General features: G+C 42.5%; 19 protein-coding genes and 1 other annotated feature. Of the genes, 11 read left to right on the forward strand and 8 right to left on the reverse strand.

The window, feature by feature from the left end; all coding sequences use genetic code 11:
* Positions 1-323: 323 nt before the first annotated feature.
* Entirely contained in the window at positions 324-926 is a 603-nt protein-coding gene (locus ED605_RS14275) for a nitroreductase family protein (protein WP_121979563.1), read from the forward strand.
* Between the two features lie 92 nt (positions 927-1,018).
* On the opposite strand, the gene ED605_RS14280 is transcribed toward ED605_RS14275, so the two are convergent.
* Positions 1,019-1,990 carry a 2-hydroxyacid dehydrogenase family protein gene (locus ED605_RS14280; RefSeq protein ID WP_121979564.1) on the reverse strand — a complete coding sequence of 324 codons (972 nt, stop codon included), beginning with the start codon at positions 1,988-1,990 and terminating at the stop codon, positions 1,019-1,021.
* Positions 1,991-2,152: 162 nt separating this feature from the next.
* Positions 2,153-2,398: a binding site (T-box leader), on the forward strand.
* Positions 2,399-2,545: 147 nt separating this feature from the next.
* Between ED605_RS14280 and brnQ the strand changes: the two genes are divergently transcribed.
* Complete coding sequence (gene brnQ, locus ED605_RS14285; RefSeq protein WP_121979565.1) at positions 2,546-3,949, forward strand: branched-chain amino acid transport system II carrier protein; 1,404 nt, start codon at positions 2,546-2,548, stop codon at positions 3,947-3,949.
* Positions 3,950-4,071: 122 nt separating this feature from the next.
* Here brnQ and ED605_RS14290 read toward each other — a convergent pair whose 3' ends face one another.
* Positions 4,072-4,689, reverse strand: coding sequence for an isochorismatase family protein (locus tag ED605_RS14290; protein WP_121979566.1), 618 nt, complete (start codon positions 4,687-4,689; stop codon positions 4,072-4,074).
* Positions 4,690-4,915: 226 nt separating this feature from the next.
* Between ED605_RS14290 and ED605_RS14295 the strand changes: the two genes are divergently transcribed.
* Both ED605_RS14295 and ED605_RS14300 read left to right on the forward strand, forming a co-directional pair.
* Complete coding sequence (locus ED605_RS14295; RefSeq protein WP_370825339.1) at positions 4,916-5,587, forward strand: peptidoglycan recognition protein family protein; 672 nt, start codon at positions 4,916-4,918, stop codon at positions 5,585-5,587.
* A 143-nt stretch (positions 5,588-5,730) separates the two neighbouring features.
* Positions 5,731-6,642, forward strand: coding sequence for a metal ABC transporter solute-binding protein (locus ED605_RS14300; protein WP_121979567.1), 912 nt, complete (start codon positions 5,731-5,733; stop codon positions 6,640-6,642).
* Positions 6,643-6,735: 93 nt separating this feature from the next.
* Here ED605_RS14300 and ED605_RS14305 read toward each other — a convergent pair whose 3' ends face one another.
* From ED605_RS14305 to ED605_RS14320, 4 genes are all read right to left on the reverse strand, one after another.
* Positions 6,736-7,455 carry a GH25 family lysozyme gene (locus tag ED605_RS14305; protein ID WP_121979568.1) on the reverse strand — a complete coding sequence of 240 codons (720 nt, stop codon included), beginning with the start codon at positions 7,453-7,455 and terminating at the stop codon, positions 6,736-6,738.
* 237 nt (positions 7,456-7,692) lie between these two features.
* Entirely contained in the window at positions 7,693-8,844 is a 1,152-nt protein-coding gene (locus tag ED605_RS14310; RefSeq protein ID WP_121979569.1) for a GH25 family lysozyme, read from the reverse strand.
* 75 nt (positions 8,845-8,919) lie between these two features.
* Positions 8,920-9,117 (reverse strand): hypothetical protein, encoded by a 198-nt coding sequence (locus ED605_RS14315; protein ID WP_121979570.1) that lies wholly within the window; start codon positions 9,115-9,117, stop codon positions 8,920-8,922.
* 51 nt (positions 9,118-9,168) lie between these two features.
* On the reverse strand, positions 9,169-10,119 hold the full coding sequence (locus ED605_RS14320) for a helix-turn-helix domain-containing protein (RefSeq protein ID WP_121979571.1): 951 nt from the start codon (positions 10,117-10,119) through the stop codon (positions 9,169-9,171).
* 506 nt (positions 10,120-10,625) lie between these two features.
* On the opposite strand from ED605_RS14320, the gene ED605_RS14325 reads away from it, so the two are divergent.
* The 5 genes from ED605_RS14325 to ED605_RS14350 all read left to right on the forward strand — a co-directional run bounded on the left by ED605_RS14325 (position 10,626) and on the right by ED605_RS14350 (position 21,030).
* A complete protein-coding gene (locus ED605_RS14325) occupies positions 10,626-12,044 on the forward strand; it encodes an MFS transporter (RefSeq protein WP_121979572.1) in 1,419 nt (472 codons plus the stop codon).
* 62 nt (positions 12,045-12,106) lie between these two features.
* Positions 12,107-14,074, forward strand: coding sequence for a glycoside hydrolase family 127 protein (locus ED605_RS14330; RefSeq protein WP_121979573.1), 1,968 nt, complete (start codon positions 12,107-12,109; stop codon positions 14,072-14,074).
* A gap of 653 nt (positions 14,075-14,727) precedes the next feature.
* A complete protein-coding gene (locus ED605_RS14335) occupies positions 14,728-15,723 on the forward strand; it encodes a LacI family DNA-binding transcriptional regulator (protein WP_121979574.1) in 996 nt (331 codons plus the stop codon).
* A gap of 843 nt (positions 15,724-16,566) precedes the next feature.
* Positions 16,567-18,378, forward strand: a complete 1,812-nt coding sequence (gene uidA, locus ED605_RS14345) for a beta-glucuronidase (protein ID WP_121979576.1) — start codon at positions 16,567-16,569, stop codon at positions 18,376-18,378.
* Between the two features lie 102 nt (positions 18,379-18,480).
* Positions 18,481-21,030 (forward strand): glycoside hydrolase family 30 protein, encoded by a 2,550-nt coding sequence (locus ED605_RS14350; RefSeq protein WP_121979577.1) that lies wholly within the window; start codon positions 18,481-18,483, stop codon positions 21,028-21,030.
* A gap of 65 nt (positions 21,031-21,095) precedes the next feature.
* On the opposite strand, the gene ED605_RS14355 is transcribed toward ED605_RS14350, so the two are convergent.
* On the reverse strand, positions 21,096-21,683 hold the full coding sequence (locus ED605_RS14355; RefSeq protein ID WP_121979578.1) for an LOG family protein: 588 nt from the start codon (positions 21,681-21,683) through the stop codon (positions 21,096-21,098).
* A 141-nt stretch (positions 21,684-21,824) separates the two neighbouring features.
* On the opposite strand from ED605_RS14355, the gene ED605_RS14360 reads away from it, so the two are divergent.
* Together ED605_RS14360 and ED605_RS14365 are read left to right on the forward strand one after the other, a co-directional pair.
* On the forward strand, positions 21,825-22,895 hold the full coding sequence (locus tag ED605_RS14360; RefSeq protein ID WP_225419170.1) for a M24 family metallopeptidase: 1,071 nt from the start codon (positions 21,825-21,827) through the stop codon (positions 22,893-22,895).
* 160 nt (positions 22,896-23,055) lie between these two features.
* On the forward strand, positions 23,056-23,979 hold the full coding sequence (locus ED605_RS14365) for a DMT family transporter (RefSeq protein WP_121979579.1): 924 nt from the start codon (positions 23,056-23,058) through the stop codon (positions 23,977-23,979).
* Positions 23,980-24,076: 97 nt separating this feature from the next.
* On the opposite strand, the gene ED605_RS14370 is transcribed toward ED605_RS14365, so the two are convergent.
* On the reverse strand, positions 24,077-24,934 hold the full coding sequence (locus ED605_RS14370; protein ID WP_121979580.1) for a fructosamine kinase family protein: 858 nt from the start codon (positions 24,932-24,934) through the stop codon (positions 24,077-24,079).
* Between the last annotated feature and the right edge of the window lie 276 nt (positions 24,935-25,210).

Below are 25,210 nucleotides of genomic sequence, written 5' to 3' on the forward strand. Positions count from 1 at the left end.
GCATCGGTCAGGGTAATCTGATATTTAATGGGGCGCATCGATGATCATTCCTTTAACTTTTTCCCCAGCATATCAAGAAACGACGATTATCACAATAATTTAGCTTTTCAAAGATACGTTACACTAGTAACGTATAACGCTGGCCATCTGACTCGAATAATCAAGTAGTTCAAAAAGCCGCAGGAAGTTATTTCTACGGCTTTTTGACGGTCAACAGCAAAAATATTTATTATAAGTGCTTTACTTACAAAAAGTAACTGGTATAATGTCTCTATACCCACTAAGTTTCTAAACACTAATCATTAAAGGAGTTCAACTTAAAGATGAAAGAACAACTACTAGACCTAGCTAAGAAACGCCGCTCAATCTACTCATTGGGACGTAACGTTGACCAGTCACCAGATGAGATTGCCAACTTGATTAAGGAAAACATCAAATGGGCACCGACGCCGTTTAATAACCAAACGACTCGCGCTGTCATCTTGTTTGGCGACCACCATGAGAAACTCTGGGACATTGTTGCCAAGCGTTTGAAATCCGAAGTACCAACAGAAGAAGCCTATCAAAAGACGCTGGCTAAGATCAACGGCTTCAAGGCAGCCTTCGGAACGGTCCTTTTTTACACGGATACAGACGTTGTTCACCGTTTTGAAAATGACTTTGCATTGTACGCTGATAACTTTGCTGACTGGTCGGAACAGGCTCAAGGAAATGCTCAGTTTGCCGTATGGACATCATTGGCTGAAAATGGCATTGGGGCTAACTTGCAACATTACAATCCACTGATTGACGATCAGGTCAAGGCAGCCTTTGGCATTCCGGATGGCTGGAACCTGCGTGCCCAATTGGACTTCGGTTCGATCGAAGCACCAGCCGGCGAAAAGGAATTTATGAATGATGATGATCGCTTCAAGGTTTTGAAGTAATCAAACCGGCCTTTAGACCATCCTAATAACGTAAAAAAGCTTTTGGAATTGGTTTTCCAAAGGCTTTTTTTCATGGTTATTGATTTAAAAATTTATTCAACGCCATTAATAACGTACTTTGGCTTTTCACCCTTGTCCATTGCGACCGTGTTCTCAGCCACAATTTCAGCCATTGCATCCCGGGCTTCAACCGTTGCGTTACCGATATGCGGTGTTAGGACAACGTTCTTCAAAGATTTGAAGCCATCAGCAACCTGAGGCTCCTTTTCATAAACATCCAGTGCAGCGCCGGCGATTTCGTGGTCGACCAAGGCTTCATACAGGGCAGCTTCATCAATAATCGGTCCCCGAGCAGCGTTAATTAACATGGCACTATTCTTCATTTGTTTGAACTGCTCAGCGCCAATCATATGGTGAGTGGCAGGTGATGCCGGCAAATGAAGTGTGATAATGTCAGCCTGTTTAATGAGATCATCCTGATTGGTAAAGGTTGCTCCCAACGCTTTTTCGGTGTCAGTATCCAGTTGGTGATGCTGAGTGTAAAGAATCTTCATATCAAAGGCATGCATTCGTTTGGCAACCGCTTGGCCAATCTGGCCCATGCCGATAATTCCCAACGTTTTGCCGGCTAGTTCATGACCCAGGAAGAAAAGCGGCGCCCAACCGCTAAAACCTTCGTGGCGCATCAGGGTGTCACCTTCCATCATGCGGTGGGAAAGGGCAATCATCAAGCCACAGGTAACTTCAGCCGTTGAAACGGTCGAAACCTTGGGTGTATTGGTGACTGGGATGCCTTTTGATTTAGCATAGTCAACATCGATGTTATTAAAGCCGGCACCGTAGTTCGCAATCAACTTTAAATGAGGGGCTTGGTCAATCACGTCCGAGTCTACTTGAGTTGACAGTGGGGTGATCAGAAAATCTTTGTCAGCGACCCGTTTACTAAGTTCGTCCTTAGTAATGAGCGCCTGACTGTCATCATACATATCGATTTCCAAACCGGCATCTTTCAAAATGTTCAATGCATGTTCCGGAATTTTTCCCGCAATTAATACTTTTGACATATGCTCACGTCCTTAAATAAATTTATTTCACAACTTTATTATAGGAGCAATCCGGCAAAAATGAAATCGCTTTCTGAACTGGCTTGAAAAATAAGTTGACTAAAATATAAAAAATAGTTGACATTTTGGTCATCGATCATTAGGATAAGAATTAATAAATTACAAAACGCTATGAGAAAGTTGAGTAGCAGCTTTAAATCTTCAGCGAGCTTTGGTTGGTGAGAGAAAGCAGATCAGAAGTTGTGAAAATCCCTTTCGAGCGATGCATCGAATTTGTTAAGTAACATGCATTGGTGACACCCATTAACGTGTTAGCGTATCGCTTGGTGATGAAAGCCGTACGTGAAGAGGCAGAATTAGTGATAGTTCTGCGAAATAAGGTGGTACCGTGCCGTCAGCGCCCTTGATTCAGTGTCCAAACTGGATCAAGGGCGCTTTTTGCGTCTGTAATTTACAAATTAAATTTAAAGGAAGTGGTTGTCTTGAAATCTCAGATTGACATTAGTCAGATTAGGCTGCAATTAAAACATATCTTAATGAAGGAGTCGAAAATTAATGAAAGATTTACAAGATTTAAACCCAAATCCGTTAACTAAAAAAGAGTATTTTGTGGTGAGTTCCATGCTGTTTGGCCTGTTCTTTGGCGCCGGCAATTTAATTTTTCCAATTCATCTGGGACAATTAGCCGGCTCACATTGGGTTTTAGCAACGGTCGGCTTTTTAGTGACAGCGGTCCTATTGCCACTGCTCTCTGTTTTAGCCGTTAGTGTGACGCGTTCGGAAGGGGTCTATGACATTGGGGTACCATTAGGATCGGCATTTGCCTTGGCCTTCATGGTATTAATTCACCTAACGATTGGGCCGCTTTTCGGGACACCCCGGACAGCTACCGTTCCTTTTACGGTCGGTGTTCAGCCGATGCTGCCGGCTTCCTGGGCCCACGTTGGTTTATTTGTTTTTTCCGTGTTATTCTTTGGCGCTGCCTTTCTAGTATCATATCGTCAGTCCAACGTAATGAATTCAATTGGTAAGGTGCTTAATCCACTATTTCTTCTGCTATTATTTTCAGTATTCTTGATGGGCTTCGTTCATCCAATGGGCTCGGCTGCTCATCAAGCGGCTACCACCGCTTATCAGCATGCCGGTTTCTTTAACGGCTTTTTACAAGGCTATAATACCATGGATGCCTTGGCCGGCTTGGCATTTGGAGTAACGGTTGTCACAGCTGTTCGCCAATTGGGAAAGACCCAGCCAAGCAGTAATGCGAAAGTGACCGCTAAAGCCGGTGTTTTCGCAACTGCCATGATCGGCTTGATCTACGTAGTGTTAATCTGGTTGGGTGCCACGACTTTGGCAAACTACAAAGCTTCCGCTGACGGCGGGGTGGCCTTCAACCAACTGGTGACCTACTATCTTGGGAGTGTGGGCCATGCACTATTGGCAACCCTGATTACAGTCACTTGTTTAACAACAGCGGTTGGTTTAGTGGCTGCCTTTGCCCAAGACTTCCACAAACACTTTCCTAAGGTTAGTTATCACACCTGGTTGGCTTTGACTTGTCTGGCTTCCTTCTTCACGGCCAACTTTGGACTTGATCAAATTATTCTTTGGTCGACACCGATGTTGATGTTCCTGTATCCATTTGCCATGGTACTGATCTTACTGTCAGTCTTCTCGCCACTATTTAATCGCGATCCATTGGTTTACGCACTGGTTGTCGGTTTTACCACAATTCCTGCGCTTCTGGATATGGTGGCTGCTTTCCCACCAGTCGTTAGTCAAAGTGCTTTCGGTCAAGCTTTAGGCACTTTCCAGCATCATGTTTTGCCGTTTGTCAATCTAGGCATGGATTGGGTGGCACCGGCAGTTTTCGGTGCGGTTCTCGGTTTAGGTTTGCACTTCTTACGACCAGTATTTGCCCGGAATCGTGAAGTAAGTTCCGAACGGGTTTCAAAATAGAATATGCATTTTTGATTAAATGATAGTTTAAATGACTGAAATAAAAGCCTCGTCAAATCGGTGTTGGAAAGCACGTGGTTTGACGGGGCTTTTGTGAATTAAGCACTTGGTGATGAGTAATCTTATTGAATTGGTGTAAAAGCACCATCATCAAACAGATCTTGAACAAATCCAGGAACGGTTTCGGTCCGGTTCCAATCACGTTGATATTCACAAATCAACTGGGGAATCGTGATTAAGTGAGCGCCAGCCTGTTCGATTCGGCGTAACGCCGTTTCGTGAGCGATAGTTGATGTGCCACCCACGGCATCAACTACCGGATAAACGTCGTAACCTTCAGCGATCGCATCAAGCGTTGGAAATGTTAAACAGGCCTCGGTCCATAAGCCAAGAATGACTAATTTCTTTCGTTTAGTTGCTTTAACGGCTTCGTTATATTCTTTATCTTCCCAAGCATTGATTGAAGTTCGATCATATGAAGGAACATCACCGATTGCCTTTTTTAAAGGTGAAATGGTGTCTTGATTTCGACCACTTTGAACATTGACGGTTGATAATACAACCGGTACTTGATATTGATTAGCGATTTTAGCAACCAAGATCGCGTTATGAACGAGGTCCGCGTGCTTCATTGAACCAATCGAATTAACTTGAGTTGGTTGATAGTCAATAAATGTCATAACTGAATTTTCCGGTGATAGAAGTCGGTCATCGGCCCCACGTTTAGCAAAACTTGTCATAAACTAATCCCTCCCTAGGAATTAACTGTTGTTACTGAATCCGGTTACATCATACACCCGCGATTTATGAACAACCATTATTTTGTCTGTTAACCACCGCTGATTTTTAAGCTTACACATTGACACTTTTAAGGCATCGATTGGCCTTCAAGTTACTTGCAAGAAGCGTTTGGAATGACTAGCATTATAGTCAGACATTAAAAATAATTAAGTGGTGATGCGAATAGTGAAAAGACAATTAAAAATCGTTCTTCTAGTTATGATTAGTTGTGTCATGTTATTAATGATGATGAGTTTTAACGCTCAGGCAACTTCGGTTAATCGCTACATTATCGCCCGTCATCTCTCGCCGGTAAAGATTTCGACTCAAATTTGGCGGGGCTTTCCGCGCTATAAATATCGACATGGAAAGGGTAAACCGGAAGGCGTTGTGGTTCACGAAACCGGCAATCCCCATTCAACAATTTTTGATGAAATTGCTTATATGAAAAAGAATTATCGAAACGCGTTTGTTCATACGTTCGTTGACAGTAGCCATATCATTAATATCGCCAGCACCAATTATCTCTGCTGGGGCGTCGGGTATCCCGGCAATGCCCGGTTTGTTCAATTCGAACAGGTTGAAATGCACAGTAAGGCCAGCTTTGCCCATGAAGTTGAAAACGCTGCTTACTACACGGCTTATATTCTGCGTAAATATCATTTGAAGCCCAACGATGCCGCTTATGATGGTAAAGGGACGGTTTGGTCCCATAATGCGGTGGCTAAATATCTGGGCGGTTCCGACCACACGGACCCTGTTGGCTATTATAAACGTGCTGGTAGGAAATATTTCCATAAAGCTTATACGATGAGTCAATTTTATAAATTGGTGCTTAGAAACTATCGTCGTAAGTAACCTTTGTTAGGGAACATTATCGAAATTCTTTACAAATTATGTATGAAAGAAATAATTTTTAATGTTTTGTGTTTACAACTTTCCATTTTTATACTATCATCATAAGAGTAATCGTTACTATTTGAAATGGGAGAGGTAGACAAATGTTACGAAAAATAATTAGAGTGAAGTATCTGTTACTGGCTCTTTTGGTGGTCACACTTGGGGTTGTGGCCGCTGGATGTTCCAGCAATTCATCATCCAGCAGTAACGGCAAGGTCAAAATTACGGCAACTACCGACTTTTATGGTGAAGTTGCTAAGAAAGTTGCGGGAAATAAAGGTAACGTCACATCTGTGATTACCAATCCTAATGTTGATCCACATGATTATGAGCCAACAACGAAGGTTGCCAAGAACTTGACTGGTTCAAAACTTGTTATTGCTAATGGGATTGGTTATGACGGTTGGATGGACAAGCTCATGAAGAGCAACAAGAAAGCCGACTACATAAAAGTTGGTGAAGACTTGATGGATAAAAAGAATGGTGACAATCCACACCTTTGGTACAATCCAAAGACGATGCCAAAGTTGGCTAACACGATTGCCACTAAACTGGGCAAGCTTCAACCAAAGAATAAGCAATATTTCAAGAAGAATGCGAAGAAGTACATTGCCTCATTGAAACCGGTTAATGCCAAGATTTCTCAATTGCAAAAAGTGGCTGCTAAGAGTAAGAACAAGAACGTTTATGTAAGTGAGCCGGTCTTTGACTACGCACTTGAAGCAATGGGCTTTAAAGTTGGTAATCCACAATTCGAAAACGATACCGAAAAAGACATTGATCCATCACCAAAGACAATCAGAAATATGCAAAACGGGATCAAGAACCACAAGATTGCCTTCTTCGTTTACAACTCACAAGTTGATGATAAAACTGTCAACAACTTAGTTTCCTTGTCACACAAGAACAATGTGCCGGTGCTTAAAGTTACCGAAACGTTGCCAAATGGTAAGAATTATAAGTCATGGATGCTGAGTCAATATAACAGTTTATTGAAAATCTTGGAAAAATAAATTGTTTAGTAACGATTAAAGAATAACGATTATAAAAAAATAGTGGATCCGCAGGGTAGCTGAACAGTTGCTTTGCGGATTCACTATTTTTTGTTAATCGTTTAGATAGTAATTGTTATTTAATTGACTGACATCCAGTTTACCTGCCTGACCGGCAAATTTGAAATTAGATGTCCATTGCCAGGCATTTGCGGCAACGTATTTCTTACCAGTTGGATTATTTGGATAGTTTGCCAACCAGCCAAGATTGTCACTGTTCATGCTGACATAACTGTCAACCCAATTTGCATTGGTGTAAATATCAGTTTTGGTAAAGCCGGCTGCTTTAACAACTTTGTTGAACGCTTTAATATTCCGGTTGTTAGTTGCAATTGGCAGATTGGCTAACTTAGGTGCTTCAAAATCAATGGCCATGACGACATTTCGTTGATTGGTAACTCCTTCAACTTTTTTAACAAAGTAGCGGGCTTCTTTTCTGGCCTGTTTTTTGGTGGTGAACTGGGCATAATGATAAAAATTAATGCTGAGACCGGCTGATTGAGCAGCGGATGTTTGCTGGCCAAGCAGTGGATTGGTGTAATAATTGCCCTCAGTTGCTTTGATCGTCATCGCTTGGACGCCCTTGTCCTTCATATTTTGAATACCAAGATTGGTTTGAGCACCCTGATAAGCGGAAATATCTACCATGTCGGCGTTGGGATGATTTGCTGAAAGGGTATTAGCCTGTGCTGATTGACTAAAACCGCTAAAGGCCAACGTTCCAAAAGTGGCCAATGCCAGTGCAGCAAGTTTTAAGGTAAGTGCTTTTTTCATTATAAACTCCTGTGATTAAATTCTTAGTTGTTGTTAATGATAATATAGTACGAATCGTATCACAGCTTTGACTTTTTTAAAAATCGACGAAATCCTTATAACTCCCGAAGTGGCGCGGATAGTTGGCCTTCTTTACAATCAGACAACAATCAGGTGACGACTTGTAATGCAAAAACAACCGGAAAGCCGACAATGAGATGATTGTCAGCCTTTCCGGTTGTTGGAAAATGAACTTGATTAATTCTTTAAATAGCCGCGCCAAATCCAGCCGCCGTGTTGACCATCTGCACTTTTGACGTGGTAATAGATGGCATAGTGACCTGAATTCTTCTTATATAACTTTTCATGCGCATCGGTGTACCAGGTAACGTTCGACATATCTGAGTTATAACCGTACCGCATCCCCAAATGCTTGGAGTAGCGGGCCCCATCCGTTGCTTTGTAAGCGTGACGGCCCATGCTGGTTCGCCAAATCAGTTTAACCGATTTAGAACGGCTGGCAGAGTATTGCTTGCCGGATGGTCCAGGAACTTTGACAATTTCACCAGGCTTATTATTGGCATTAATATTGCCACTGGTACTGGAAGAACTCGAAGAAATGCTGGATGAACTGGATGATGAAGCAGAACTTGAACTTGATCCCGTCGTTGGCGTAGTAGTTGCTGTTCCAGTCGTTGAATTCAAATAAAAGTCGTTATTCATTTGGCTAACGTCCATATTCTGATTGATCGATGGGAATCGATAATCAGAGGCCCATTGCCAGGCATTGACCGATGGATACTTATTGCCGGTTGGGTTAGCCGGATAATCAGCAATCCAGCCGTTATTTGAAGCATTTGTATCAATGTGAACCCCCAACCAACTGGCCATCGTGTACAAATCCGTCTTGTTGTAACCAGCTTGATTCAAAGTGGCATCAAACGCTGCCAGATTGGCATCGTTTTGAGACTTGGAGATGCCGGCCAATTCGGATGACTCAAAGTCGGCGACCATGACCACGTCTTTTGAGTTGGTCACCATCGAAACGGCATTAATAAAGTTTTGCGCTTCGCTTTGCGCCTGCTGGGTCGTTGTAAAGTGGACAAAGTGGTAAAAGTTAACGCTTAACCCCGCCTGTTGAGCGTACTGAACCTGCTGTGACAGGTAAGGGTTCGTGTAGTTAGTGCCTTCGGTTGCTTTAATGGTGACAGCTTTAACACCGTTATTAGCCATTGTTTGATAATCTGCGGCGGTCAGGTTGCCCTGCCAGCTTGAGACATCGACCATATCGGTTTTTGGCAACGTACTTGATGGTGATAGGGCGGCTTGGGTGGTGACTGTGCTTCCCAAAAGAATGCCGCCGGCAACCATTGTTAAAATTGCCAGTTTTGATTTACAGTTAAATTTCATCTGATTCTCAACCCCTCAATATTCGTTGTGTTCACTAGCGATACTAACATGAATACGGGGTTAACAAAAGCAAATTCACCTGTTGTTACCACTTTTTCGATCAAGTGAAAAACTCCAGTAAATTGCCAGTAATAAAACTGCCGCAAATGTAATGGTTGTGATATTATTTGGCAGTGTGCCATCGTGGACCGCCCAGGCAACCCAGATTAGGATAACTTGAAAAAACCATGAAATAATTGATTGACCGGCGAACTTTTTAGTTAATAAATGCATTGTAAATTCCTCCTAAAGAAATGGATGAGATAAGTGTCAGTGGTGTCAGCCTTATTCAGGAATGTCACCATTTTCGGGAATGTAATCAATCGAGTCCGCAATTCGCTTAGGAATTGGGATTTGTGGATCGACGTGTGGGTTATTGAGGTGAATCAGGTTGTAGGATTTCCGATATTCACTGGGTGATAAGCCGGTCGAGCTTTTGAAGCGTCGCATAAAAACTTTGGGATCGTTAAAATACGAGTTGTAGGCGACTTGCTTAACCGGCATCTCGGTTCGGATCAGTAAGAGAGTGGCCACTTCAATCTTAATGTGGTTTAAATATTGAAGGGTGGTCATCCCGGTACACTGCTTGAACAGCCTGGTCAGGTAATCAGCGTTCAAGTTCACATTTTCTGCGACTTCTTCCACCGTTAATGTACTGGACATATTTGCCCGGATCCATTCCTTAATCGAGTTAATCCGAGAACTTTCTTCACCGGCGTCTGGATGGTTGAAGTAAGATTTATAAAGCTGAATCAAAAGAGCTGAAACCAAATAATCCCGTTCCTCAATGAATGAAAGTTCGTTGTGAATTGACAAAATCTGATGAATCAGGATGGTGGCTTCTTCGTAATCAGATAATTTAAACTGCAACGGTAAAAAGATCTTTCGTTTGGATTGTTTGTTGGTTTTAACCTCAGAAATCATTCGGTCCTCATCAGATTCAAAGACGTCTTCTCGATACTGTGAAAAGAAGTGTAGCCAGTAGAAGTCGACATCCCCTTTGGAATCCTGATAACCGTACATGGTAGTAAATGGCGGCACAAACAAAACCTCGTGATCTTTCAGTGTGACCCGCCGATCACCGATCTGTAGATAAATTGGCCCCTTGATACATAAAATTAATTCATAATCCCCCTTATGATACATTCGACGGTGTTTCCACGGTCCATGCGCAAGAAATTCACCGCCCTTATAGTAGAGAAGTGTTTTTGCGATGTTAAATGTCGAAAATAACATATTGTCAGCCTCCATTCTAATGTCGGAAATCGTCACCATAAATCTGAAAATGAGCCTCACCTGAAAGTTTGATTGACGATGTCGGAAATCATCACCAAAAGTCTCAAACTTGATACAAAGCCACTTGTGAAGTTAATTTTCGACCCAACCATTTTTGCAACTAGTCGGAAATCATCACTTCTTTTGCTATTATAGACCTTTTTTTCTTTCTTGCAAACGCTTACTATAGATATCGTAAATGAGGGACAAGATAAATACCGTTGGACAAATTCCTGAAGATATTTATAACTCGCGAGCCTGCCACTTCATTTCACGTCTTGGCAGTTATGAGGTCAGACAGTTGGTTATTGGGGGATGTTGATGATTGATTGAGAAAATTTCGGATTTGAAATTTTTCAATTGATTGCCCACATACAGGCAGCTGTTTGACGGCAAACTGTATTAATTCTTTGCAATAATTTTTTAAATATTGTAAGCGGTTATATTAATAAATGGAGGTCTGAATCATGAGTTCAAATGCAAGTCATGTTGATGCCAACACGGCAAGTGCTCAAGCGCTTCTGGCAAATGACAAATTGCCATGGCATCGTAAAATTACCTACGGCTTTACCGATATGTCAGGTAACCTGCTGTACTGTATCATCAGTTCTTACATGCTTTATTTCTTTACCAACGTCTTTGGGTTGTCGGTTGCGATGGCCGGAGTTATCAGTTTAATCGCCCGATTCTTTGATGCGATTGGGGCACCAATCATGGGGATTCTAGTTGACCACACCCACAGTAAATATGGGAAGAGTCGTCCTTGGTTCCTATGGATGTCGCTACCATTTGCCATCTTCGTTTGGTTGCTGTTCACGACACCTTCCATTAGTTCAGGTGCCAAAGTGATCTATGCCGGGGTTATGTATATCTTAGCCGACTTGTCATACACGGCGGTTTCCACGCCAATTACTTCAGTTTTACCAAACCTGACTTCCGATACTGATGGTCGAATGCAAGCCAACTCAATCCGTTTGGTTCTTGGTAACGTTGGTAATTTCTTCGCTGTGACGTTCATTATCCCGTTTGCCGGCTTGCTCGGTGGCGGCAATGACCAAAAAGGTTGGTCAATGGCTGTTGGAATCTACTCCATTGTGGCCTTCGTTCTCTTACTGATTGCCTTCTTCGATATGCGTGAAAAGAATATCGAAAGTGAAAAGGTTATCAGTATTAAAGAAAGTTTCAGAGCTGCTAAGCGGAATTGGCCTTGGGTCCTAATTGTAACGGCTAACTTGGCATACTGGACAGCCTTTATCATTCGGAATTCATCAATGCCTTATTACTTCCAGTACAACATGGGCAGCAAAGGCTTGATTTCATTCTTTAATGGGTTTACCATCATTCAAGTTATTGGTATGGCGTCAGTGCCATTCTTCGTTAAGTTCATGCACAAGTGGGGCACAACCATCTTCTTCCTGGCAATGACCATGATTGGCCAAGCTTGGATTGGGTTTGCCGGTTCAAATACCACTTCTGCATTAATTGGTTGGTGTGTCGCATGTATCGGTTCCGGTTCTGCCTGCACGATGTTCTTCGCCATGGTTGGTGACACCGTTGACTTTGGTGAATGGAAGAACGGGATCCGGGCAAATGGTTTCTTAACGGCCATTGGTGCTTCATTCTGTATCCAAATGGGAACTGGTTTTGGTTCCTTCATCGCTTCAATGTTGCTCAAAGGCTTCGGCTTCGATGCTGCTAAAGCCACTCAAAGTGCCGGCAGCTTAACAGGAATTAACTTTACCTTCGTTTGGGCACCCATCATCATCTATGCAATTAGTTTGATTTTGATGATCTTCTACCGTAAGTGGGAAAACCATGAACCAGTTGTTAAAGCTGATTTGGCACAACGTCACGCTGAAGCAGCCAAGGCTGCACAAGCAAACTAATTGGCCCTCAACGATCACAACCGTATTTAATCAAGACATTTTTTCGAGAGGAAGGTTCATTTATGCAAGTTTATACAGCGCCAAAGCTCAATAAAGTTAAAGTCACGTCCGATTTTTGGAAACGTTACCGAGAACTCGTTGTTAAGGAAGTGCTTCCTTACCAATGGAAAGTCATGAATGATGAAGCCAACATTTCAATTGCTGAAGATCCTCAAAATAACGGTCAAGACAAAAACAGTCACGCCGTTGCTAATTTGAAGATTGCTGCCGGTGAAATGAAGGGCCATCATTACGGGTTCCCATTCCAAGACACCGATGTTTATAAGTGGTTGGAAGCGGCTGCCTATTCGTTTGGTTACCACCCAAATCCTGATTTAAAGAAAATCACTGACAATTTGATCGATTTAATTGCCAAGGCTCAAGACGACGATGGTTATCTGTCAACGTATTTCCAGATTGATGCACCGGAGAGAAAATTTAAGCGGCTGCAGCAGTCACACGAACTTTATACGATGGGCCACTACATTGAAGCCGGCGTTGCTTACTACAATGCGACCGGCAATGAAAAAGCCTTGGACATTGCTAAGCGAATGGCCGATTGCATCGATCGGAACTTCGGCCTTGAAGAAGGTAAAATTCCAGGCTATGACGGTCATCCCGAAATTGAATTGGCATTGTCACGCTTATATGAAGTGACTCAAGACAAGAAGTATCTTGATTTGGCTCACTACTTCTTAACTCAGCGAGGTCAAGATCCGGCTTTCTTTGAAAAGCAAATCAAAAAAGACGGTGACAGTGTTGATCGGGACTTGATCCCCGGTATGCGTGACTTCCCACGTGAATACTATTTAGCCGCAGAACCGATTAAGGATCAGAAGGTTCCTCATGGCCACGCTGTTCGAGTAGTTTACCTCTGCACTGGAATGGCTTACGTTGCCCGTTATACAGGTGACAAGGACCTCCTCGAGGCTTGTGATCGTTTCTGGAACGACATTGTTAAACGACAAATGTATATTACCGGCAATATTGGTCAAACCACAACGGGTGAAGCCTTTACCTATGATTATGATTTGCCTAACGATACCGATTACGGTGAAACCTGTGCATCAGTTGGGATGTCATTCTTTGCCCGACAAATGTTGAATATCCATGCTAAAGGCGAGTACGCTGATGTTTTGGAAAAGGAACTCTTTAACGGGGCGTTGAGTGGGATGTCCTTGGATGGCAAGCACTTCTTCTACGTCAACCCACTGGAAGCTGATCCAGCTGCCAGCAAAGGCAATCCGGGTAAGTCCCATGTCTTAACACATCGAGCTGATTGGTTTGGCTGCGCATGCTGCCCAGCTAACCTGGCACGGTTAATTGCATCGGTTGATCAGTATCTCTACACCGAAAATGGCGAAACAATCCTATCACATCAGTTTATTGCCAATGAGGCCGAGTTCGATGATGGGATTAAAATCTCACAAACCAACCATTTCCCTTGGAGTGGCGACATTCATTATGAAATTCAAAATCCTAATAAAGCATCATTCAAATTTGGGGTTCGAATTCCAAGTTGGTCAGCCAATTATGATTTGAAAGTAAACGGCGAAAACAAGACATTGCCTGTCAAAGACGGCTTTATCTACTTGGATGTTGACAGTCAATCACTAACCCTTGATCTCAAACTTGATATGAGTACCAAGATCATGCGTGCCAACAATCGGGTCAGCCATGACTTCGGTAAGGTTGCCGTTCAGCGTGGACCAGTTGTTTACGCCGCTGAACAAGCTGACAATCAAGTACCACTCTGGTTGTATCAAGTCGCACCTGATGCCAAGACAGATTATCACTTTGATGAGAAGTTACTTGATGGCGTTGGTGTGATTAAAGTTGATGCAAAGCGCGAGAAACTTGATTCCGATGAAGCTAACCTCTACACGGAAGCTAAACCGGTAGAAACTGAAACAACAGAGTTGACGATGATTCCGTACTATGCATGGGCTAACCGTGAAAATGGTCAAATGCGGGTTTGGTTGAACGAGTAACGTTTGTTAACCAGTCTGAACCAAGCCATTTTCAATCCTTGAAAGATCATGAATAATCGTTTGTATAAGATTTTCAATTGAAAAATATGTCACCCCATGTTACACTATCGGAGTTATCAAAACGAATAGGAAAACGTTATTTCTGACATGGCGTGACTCGAAACCCCATTCGACACTATTCGTGGCTATAACTTGTCCCGGCAACCGTTTTCAAAACAGTTGCCGGGATTTTTCATTGCTTAATGTAAATTGAGCGTGCTTTAATGTCTTTTTTCTGAAAGTAATTTGATAAATCTCTGTTTTTAGTGTTAGCGACTATAATGTGCTTGGAATTGTGGCCATTGTTATCGTGGGGATTGAATTGATAAAATTGTTATCCCAGGATTGATTTCGACCGTCTAATCAGCAAATTTAGTTAAAAATTTAACCGTGAATTTATGGGTAGCAACCTTAAAGGTGCTGCCTTTTTTAATTTGTTGGTGGCCATTTTGGGATGTTAAGATGCTTAATTTTTAACTAAAATCCAAAAGAGTTAGACCTAATGATTTATCAAATCACGCGGCAGTGGTAAACTAAAACAGTATATTAGAGTTCTCTAGGGGAACTAAACTATCCATCCAAATTAAAATTCAGTATGTTAATAGGTGATAATGATGACGACAATTAAAGACGTTGCGAATGAAGCCGGTGTTTCGATTTCAACGGTTTCACGGATCTTAAATTTTGATGATACTTTGTCTGTGGGGGAAGATACCCGACGCCGGGTTTTGGAGGTAGCGGAGAAATTACAATACAAGAAACGAAACCGGCGGACGCCAAAACTGGGCAAGCAGATTGCCATTGTTCAGTGGCACACTGATAAAGAAGAATTATCAGATTTGTACTATCTTCAGATTCAGTACGGCATTGAAAATAAAGCAGTGAGTCTAGGGGCTTCTGTGGAACGCGTAACCTATGAATCAATTGATAAAAACCGCATCAAGAAGTTTGATGGGATTATTGCGGTGGGAAAATTTGACCGCACCGAAGTGACTCAATTAAAATCTTACGGGATTCCGGTCATTTGCATTGGTGAGAACTATTTAGCCTATGATCTGGATTGCATTCGAAGTGATTTCGAAACACCAGTGAGAAAGATTATCGACCGGTTTATCCAAAATGGCATTCAGGATATCGGCATGATTGCCGGTAAAGAACTAACCGTCACCGAAAAGCAGGGTGTCCGTGATCCGCGAGTGGCCACTTTCAACCAATACTTAAAACAAAAAGGTCTCTATAACGAGCAGTTTATTTATCAAGGCCCCTTTGGCCCGGAATCCGGCTTTAATTTAATGAATCAAGCGATCGAAGATTTGGGGAACTCATTGCCGCATGGTTTTATGATCGGAAGCGATTCAATGGCGGTTGGGGTTTTAAGAGCGTTGCAGCAACACCATATCCAGGTGCCAAAACGGGTTAGTCTCATTAGTTTTAATGATGTGGCAATTGCCAAATATACCAGCCCGGCGCTGACGACCGTTCATGTTCACACAGAGTTAATGGGTGAGCGGGCAATTGAAATGCTGCTTAACCGAATTAAGGATCCCAAAAAGATTCCGGAGTTAACCATTATTGGAACGGAGTTAATGGAAAGAGAAAGCAGTTTATAAGAATTGATTAGGGATTAAAAAATCTGCATAACCAGATGGAATCATCTGAGCATGCAGATTTTTTAACATAGAAATCAGTCAACTTACTAAAAAGTCATGATTTTAAGATCCTTTGAAAGCTCTTTGCCAAAATATCGGTAAGCATTCGATCAGAAAAAACAACGCCGTTATCCCAGCCACGTTAATGGCGTAGTGATATCCATCATACCCGTTGCCACTAACTAAACTGGCGAGTCCATCAATGCCGAAAAACCAGCCAATTAATATACTGAAAATAATCAGGGTACGGTTGCATATCTTTTTCAAGCGATCTCATCTCCGTTTAAGCTGCATGAGTAATGGTTAACTTAAAGAACTAATTTTTGATGCTGATACTATCATTAAGATAATAGCGATGCAAAGTAAATGCAAGTGACGGCTGAAAAAAGTTGGTATATCGAGCTTAATCAGCATGGCAGTTAACCTTCGAATTTTAAGCGTATCATTACTTAGCCGAGATCTATCAGGTAATTATCTGCAGATATCGGCTTTTAGTAAGCCCTTCATTTAATTTTAAAATTAGTAAAATGATCAAAAATCGGATTTAGTTTTAGTAAATGTAATTGATTGATTTTTAATCAGATAATTGGAAATACTTTTGAATGATTGGCCAATAGAAATTAGTTGTTTTGAAATGCTTGATAAAGTTGACCTTTAACACAATTTGACTTTTATGGATATATTTTACTAAAAACGTTGATTATTTTTCTAAAAATAGTAAAATTGGACTATGAAAAGAAAGCGCTTGCGTAGATCTGGCTTCGACTATATTAGGTAAAAAGCATGTGATGGAGGAATTATAAAATGGAAAAAGGTTTATTGTATCCCGTGATCAATCAGTATCGCGCCGATGAAAAACTAGACGGGTTATGGAATTTTAAATTCGACCCTGCTGGAGAAGGTGAGCAGCAGGGCTGGCAAAAAGGCTTTGATAATGGCATCAAAATGCCGGTGCCGGCTAGTTTTAATGACTTTTTTACGGATAAAGACGCTCGAGAATATACCGGTGATTTTTGGTATTCCAGACATTTCTTTGTTCCTGATTATTTTAAAGGTCAGGAAATTCAAATCCGGTTTGGTGCGGCAACCCACCGCGCAGTAGTTTATGTAAACGGTCAGGAAATTCGTAGTCATGAGGGGGGCTTTCTTCCCTTTACTGCTGATGTGACGGATGCGGTTAAGTTTGGCCAAGAGAACGTCGTGGCGGTTAAAGTGAATAATGAACTTCACCGGGATGCTTTACCAGCTGGTGATACGGAAACCTTAAAGAATGGAAAAAAGATGGCTAAACCCTTCTTTGATTTCTATAACTATTCCGGCTTAAATCGGAGTGTTCATTTATTAGCTGTACCGAAAAAGGGAATTTATGATTATTCGACTAGTTACGATCTCGGTGAGTCAAAGGCAACGGTCCACTATTCGGTTCGAGCCGACTCCGGTAGTAACGTTAAGGCCAGTTTGATTGACGAAAATGGCCAAGTGGTGGCGACTAATGAAGGTAAGAGCGGTGATTTAATAGTTACCCAACCCAAACTTTGGAACGTCCGGGATGCCTATCTTTACACGATTCAATTCAAACTGCTTGATCAAGATCGGGTGATTGATGAGTACCAGGATCAAATTGGCTTGAGGACAGTTGAGATTAAAGGTCATGAAATCCTAGTGAATCACAAGTCTGTTTATCTGCGCGGCTTTGGTCGTCATGAAGACAGCATTTATGCTGGGCGGGCGTTTGACCTGAACGTGGAACGTCGGGATATGAATCTGATGAAGTGGATCGGCGCCAATTCATTTAGAAGCTCACATTATCCCTATGATGAACAAGTGTATCGATTTGCCGATCGGGAAGGGATTTTAGTGATTGACGAAGTGCCGGCCGTTGGTTTTAAGATGGCTGCCGCTAGTTTCTTGGGTGGTTTGGATCAGTCGTTCTTTGATGGGGATTGGACCAAGGAACTGTATAAAAAGCACTTGGATCAAATCAACGATATGATTCAGCGGGACAAAAATCATCCGAGCGTCTTGGCCTGGAGCTTATTTAATGAGCCGGATACCTCAACGAATTCAGCTGTGCCCTATTTCGAAAAATTGTTTGCGGCAACGGCCAATCTGGATCCGGAAAAGCGGCCCCGGACCTTTACACTCAATGAAGACGATACGTATGAGAAGTCTAAGTGCCTGAAGTTCCCGGATTTCTATCTTTTGAATCGATACCCGGGTTGGTATCACAAATGGGGATATGAAATTTCCGATGGTGAAGCTGGTTTACGTGCCGAACTGGATGAATGGCAAAAATCCGACATTGACAAACCGATTGTGTTCTCAGAATATGGTGCCGATACCGAACCAGGTCTCCACAAACTGCCTTCAATTATGTGGAGTGAAGAATATCAAATTGAATTGCTGGAGATGTTTAACCGCGTCTTTGATTCATACGATTTTATTCGTGGTGAGCAACCTTGGAATTTAGCCGATTTTCAAACGGTTGAAGGTAATATGCGAGTTAATGGCAATAAAAAAGGGATCTTTACACGAGATCGCCAACCGAAGGCCGCTGCTTTTTACTTAAGAAAGCGCTGGACGAAGCTGCCATTAGACTATAAAGCCGGTAAGTAACCGAAAATCTTAAAAACATCGTGATTCGCCTGGTTTAATCAAGCGGGTGACGACGTTTTTTAGAAAAGATGTTGATGTTTAAGGTCAGTAAAGGAGAATCTTATGAACGAGACAAGTTTTATCGTGGATGGACAACAATTGGATTTGAATGCCTTGGACGCGAATACATTCAAAGGGTTTGGCTACATCAGCTGTAATAATTCATCACGATTGCTGCTGGACTACAAGTGGGAACATCGAGACAGCTATGATCAAATCCTGCAAATTCTATTTGGCGGAAATCATCCGTTAATGCGGCTATTAAAGGTTGAAATGGGCGTTGATGCCAACACCTCATCAGGAACAGAACCAGCCACGATGAGAAGCGCTGAGGATCAGGCCAATGTGCGACGTGGCGCCGGCTTTCAACTGATTGCGGATGCCAAAAAGATTCAACCGGCTTTAAAAACGGCCATTTTAAGATGGGGTGAACCCGGCTTTCTAAGAAAGAAGTGGGCCGCGGTTAAAACAGCCGATCCGGATCAAAATGTTTCTGAAGATGTTTTTGAGGCGATGTATCAGTGGTACAAAAAAACGATTGTTGCCGCCTATGAAACTTATGGGTACCTAATTGATTATGTTGATCCTGATCGAAATGAAACCAAACATCCAATGTATCGCTGGATTAAGTGGTTTGCGGATCGATTAACCAATGATCAAGCCGGATTTCCGAATGGGTTTCCGGTTGAGCAGTACCAACAAATTAAAATCATTGCGGCCGATCAAAACTATGAACGAGATTTTGGTGACAGGATGCTGGCAGACAAAGCATTACGGGTCAGGGTGCCGGCCGTGGGTTTTCATTACAATACCGATGACAGCAAAAACCAGGCCTTTACAAAACTAGCAGATGAGTTTCACCATGAAGTTTGGTACAGTGAAGGAATTGCACCCATGACGTTTGGTAAGTATCGAGTGAGAGCTAGCAACGGGGATGGCATTGGCGGTGTTCAAAGTGGTCTTGATGTTGCCAACCGATTAATTAAAAGTTATGTTAAATCCCGACGCAGTCTTTACCTGTTTCAACCGGCCGTTTCGGCTTATTATCCAGGCGTTAATTACAGTCATAAGGAGTTAATTGCAGTCAATCGGCCTTGGTCGGGATTCTTTGAAGTCGATAATGTCGGCTTGCAATGCATGAAACACTTTACGGATTTCGCTAAAGCCGGTTGGGATAACGAACAGGCATGGCGCTATTTGACGAGTGCTTGTGACAGTAAAGTGAGCGGCACTGAAAATCTGTCTCAGGATGCGGAAGCGCCCAGCTATCTGACACTGGTTTCACCGGATAAGCAGGATTATTCAATCATTTTAGTGAATGATAGTCCGGAGCCCCGAACCTATCATGTCCAGTTCAAACACATCGGCCGGCAGAAAAATCAGCCGCTGAATGTGTGGGAAAGTATCGGTCCGAACTCCCCATCGGATGATTACGATAGTCGACTGAAACGACTGCGGGAAACGCTTCGACCGATTAATAATCGAGTAACGATTTTGGTTCAACCCCATTCAATTGTCACTGCCACAACATTGACTTTAGCGTCAGACCGCGAAGTTCAATATCGACGACTGGAAAGCCCACATCAAGATCGGGTATTAATGGAGCAGGGATCGGTATTATACACCGATGATTTTCAATATCGGCAGTATCCGGATGATTATTTAAAGCTGCGGGGAAACACACCACGGTTTACCACGGATCAGGGCGGCGCGTTTGAAGTCGCTGAAGTAGATGGTCGGCGGGTGTTGCAACAGGTCATCTCTGAGAAATACCGGGCACTGGATTGGGAATATTCCTATGCGCCTAATCTGACAGTGGGAGACGATCATTGGACGAACTATTCAGTAACTGTTTCAATGAAGTTCGATGCACACACTTGGCAGAATTCACCAACCGGAAACTACTTTGGCATCGGGTTGCGCGAATTAACTGATGTAAAAGGACGTTTGGAGAGTGCTCCATACGTCTTTAAGGTTTTCAGTGATGGCGGTTGCCAGTTGATTAAGGATGATCAGGTGGTTGACTTGGCCTATGTTGACAACTTGGATTTGTCAAAAACTCATCAAATCAACTTTAGCGCAAACGGTAACCATTTAACTGCCGAATTTGATGGCCAATCAGTCTTTGACTTCACTGATGTCAATAATCCGAAGTTTAGTGGCCGGGTTAAACTTGGAAGTGGCTATTACCATACTCAAATTCGTCAACTCACGATTAAGAAAATTGCGAGTGACCAGACAATTATTACAAAACGATTGGATGATTTGGATAGTGCCATCACTTACACCGGAAATTGGACACACGTCTGTGGCCTGGGTAATACGAAGTGGAACCGAACGCTTTCTTACGGCGAGGCATCCAAAGAGAAACCAACCCATTTGAGGTTTGCGTTTGAGGGCACCGGGTTTTCGTTAGTTGGTCAACAAACTGTCACCAGTAACTTAAAAGTTTCAGTAGATGATCAGGTCATCAATTGGAATCTTCATCCTCAAACTGGGAGTGATCGTACTGAAAATGGCCAGGTGCTGGGATTGCCATCGGCTAAACATCAAGTTAAAATAACGGTTCAAAGCGGTCGCTATACGTTGGATGTGATTAATCTCATCAACTAAATTTAAAACAAAAAGCAACTGATCCAAACGGTGATAAGGCATCATCTGTTTTGGATCGGTTGCTTTTATGATTCTTGGGACTTGTAAGTTCGAATTTTAGGTGGCATGTAGGTGGTCATAAAAGTGTAAATGTCACTCAACGAATCGGAAAATAGTAGCTTATCCCGATCAGCTTTTGAAAGGAAACCGCTGTTGGTCATTTGATCGAACATGGCTTTTAAAGGGTCATAGTAGCCGGTAACATTAAAAAAGACGCATGGGTTAGGGTTGTTACCCAAACGAGCCCATGAAAATGCCTGAGACATTTCTTCAAGAGTGCCGACGCCACCAGGTAACGCGATACAGCCATCGGAAAGTGTCATCATCTGTTCTTTACGGGTTGACATGTCATTAACCACCGTTAATTCCGATAATTTAGCCAGTTCGGCCAGTTCTGCGCCGCGCTCGACTAATTCCTTTGGCATGATGCCATGCACCTGGCCACCACGTTCGAGTACCCGCTTGGAAATCGCGCCCATTAAACCAATGCCACCGCCGCCGTAAACTAGCTCAAGGTGATGGTCAACCAACCAGTCGCCGAGTTGGATAGCGGCTTTGGTATAAACGGGATCATTGCCGGAAGCAGCACCACAATAAACCGCAATTTTTTTCATTTGGCTGAGACTCCTTCATTTTTGGATTGAATGAATTTATTATATCTCAACTTTTTGCTTTTTAGTACTACTGATCTATTTTGACAGATCAAAATGGGGTTATAATAATTTCAACGATAGAAAATGAGAAAGGATGATTATTTGAATCAAAGAATATTGACGTTACAAGCAACCGGTCAAAAATTGGGGCTGGATGCATTCTTGCTGACAAATGAACTTAGCTTAAAGTACTTAACCGGCTTTGATGGACTTGATGGCGATGGTTGCCTGGTTGTTACCCCTGACTCGGTTACTCTGATAACGGATGCCCGGTATCAGGAAGCATTAAGTCATTCGCTTTCAAAAGACATTAATGTGGAAATTACACGGGATTATTATCAGGTTGCTCGGAAAGTGCTCAGTGATCCGTCATATCAAAAAATTGGTTTTGAGACGTCTGTCAGTTATGAACTTTATCGCACACTCAGCCAATTATTTGGCAATCGACTGGTGCCGGAAAACGGAATTGTTGAGAAGCAGCGGGAAGTCAAAAGTGCCGATGAAGTGGCTATTTTGAAGCGTTCGACTGCTTTGGCCAGCGCCGGTTTTTCAGCATTGATTAAGCAGGTTCGTGTTGGCCAAACTGAGCGTCAGGTTGCCAACTGGCTTAATAATTGGATGCTGGAACATGGTGCCGAAAAGCCCAGTTTTGATACAATTGTGGCGAGCGGTTATCGCTCAGCATTGCCCCACGGGTCGGCTTCTGAGAAACCGCTGCAACAAGGTGAGTTGGTGACCATCGATTTTGGATATTATGTCGATGGTTATACTTCAGACATGACCAGGACGTTTGCACTCGGTGATCCCGGTGATGAATTGCGGCAAGTCTACCAAGTGGTCCATGAAGCTCAAGAGAAAATGTTTCAAGTTATCAAGCCGGGTGCTAACGGTCAAGAAGTCGATGCTGCTGGTCGGGATTACATTGATCAGCAAGGTTTTGGCCAATATTATAATCATGGTAGTGGTCATGGGATTGGTTTGGCTATTCATGAGGGACCTAATTTTGGGCCACGATGGCGTTCGAATGTCATTACCGAAAACAATGTCATGACTGTAGAACCAGGGATTTATCTGCCAGGTAAGGGTGGCGTTCGGATTGAAGATGATTTATTAATTACCAAAACAGGTAATCAGCGGCTGACAACGGCTAACCGGGATTTGCTGATTCTTTAGTTGTTTTTATGGGTTTGAGATTTAGAGTTAGCTGTAAATAAATGACTGACCTTGTAGGTATCGAAGTAGCTTGATTGAAAAAGTTACTTCGGCCTATTTTTTTATTATCGGCGTAGTCTATAATAAGTTTAATGACGATGTAAAAAGAGGGGGAATTAAGTTGCAACGTTCAAAGGCAACGGGCATCATTTTAGCAATTGCCGGGCCATTACTTTGGGGCGTTTCTGGAACGACAGCGCAAGCATTGTTCACGAATGGCACCGTTAGTTCAAATTGGTTGGTCGCCGTTCGAATGCTGATTTCGGGATTATTGTTAGTCTTATTCGGACTTTTTCAAGATCACCGGCATAATCTGATGGTTTGGCATCATTGGCGAGATGCCAGTTACTTGATTTTCTTTAGCTTTATTGGCATGGCGGCTTCACAATATACATATTTCAAAGCGATCGATTATGGGAATGCGGCAACTGCTACCATTCTTCAATTTCTATCACCAGCAATTATTATCGTGTATCTGGCTTTCAGCACAATGAGCTGGCCAAGAAGGGTAGATCTCTTATCGCTGGTAATGGCTTTAACCGGCACAGTTTTATTGGTTACCCATGGTCATTTGACAACCTTAGCGATCCCGGCAAACGGGTTTACATGGGGGTTACTAACAGCTGTCAGTGCTACTTTATACACTTTATTACCACGACCGTTGTTGGAAAAATATGGCTCGATTCCGATTGTTGGTTGGTCAATGTTAATCGGTGGCGTTGCCTTTAGTTGTTATTATCGAATCTGGGCGCATTTGCCGACTTTTCAACTGGAAACTTATGCGAGAATTGGGTTTGTGGTTATTTTTGGAACCATGTTTGCCTACTTATTTTTTCTAAAGAGCCTGCACTATATTACTGCGACCACGGCCAGCATGTTGGGCTGTTTTGAACCGTTATCAGCAACCTTACTGTCCATTATTTTTTTGGGTGTGCAATTTGGTCTCCCAGAAGTGGTTGGGGCAATTCTAATTATCGGAACGGTTTTCGTTCAATCTTGGGCAACTATGAAGGGGACAATTCATACTCGGAAAGGACATGCTTGACTGTTGGCATAAAAAAGAAGTTGAAACCAATTTTGATTTCAACCTCTTTTTGGAGCTTGTAAAACATCTTAAATAATGACAATACTTTGAGACAAGCTTATTTTGAAGCACAGAGTGTCAGCATTTGCAAAACACTACTCTGATAACCGGCACCAAATTGAGATAAGTGAAACATCAGATAATAAAGCTCATAGAATGGTAGTCGATTATCAGTACCCCGTTCCAAAGGATAAACTTGTTGGTAACCCTTGTAAAAGTCAGCGTTAAAGCCACCGAAAACCCGGGTGATCCCCAAGTCAAACTCTCGATCACCATAGAAAACCGCCGGATCGATGAAAACTGGTTGGCCGTTAGGATTAAACATGAAGTTTCCCGACCATAAATCACCATGTAGCAGGGATGGTAAGGGATGATAAGTGATCATTAAATGTTTAAAGACTTTGATGGCTGTTGCGTATTGGGTTTCCATTTCTGGTGTCCATAATCCGTGATGCTGAATTAGTTTTTTTAAGGGTGCCAGTCGTTGATCAATAAAGAATGATTCCCAATCACTACGCCAGCTGTTGTCGGCTGTATAGGTTCCCATGGTGAAAGCTTCACTAAATCCGTATTGTTTATTGGGACTGTGACGCTTGTGGAGACTAGCTAATTGGCGGCCCATCTCAGTTTGATCGCCTGCCGGTTGGTGTTCAATATAATTCAATAAGAGATAAGCATCGCTGCCAAACGAACCCCAATCGAGAACTTTTGGTGTCAGGACGGTTTGTGATAGCAGTTTAAGACCGGTAACCTCGTGCTGGAAAAAACTTTTCGGGTGATTAGGTTGAATCAATAAAAAATAATGGGTACCGGTTTGATCGGTTAGTTGGTAAGCTTCGTTAATATCGCCGCCGCCAACGGGTTGATAATCGGTGACGTGTTCGATTGGTAGCTGACTAAATAAAGTTGGATCCACGATTAACCCCTCCCTGATTTGTTAGGCTATCCCTATAGTAGCACGACTCAATCACTAGCAGATTCTTTAACTTCATTAAAAAACCTGGATAATCTCTAAAAAAATAAAAAGAGGCCGCTGACCTGATCAAATTAATGATTTGGGCAGCAGCTTTTTTCACCCAATGGGTGAAAAAATGACTCCGATCTGTTAAATTAAATTTACCAGAAAGAACCAACAAAAGGAGTCCTCTCTAATGACTTTATCGAAAATTCCGTTACAATTCAACTCTAAAAT

The organism is Lentilactobacillus raoultii, from assembly GCF_900411375.1.
Classification (GTDB): Bacteria; Bacillota; Bacilli; order Lactobacillales; family Lactobacillaceae; genus Lentilactobacillus; species Lentilactobacillus raoultii.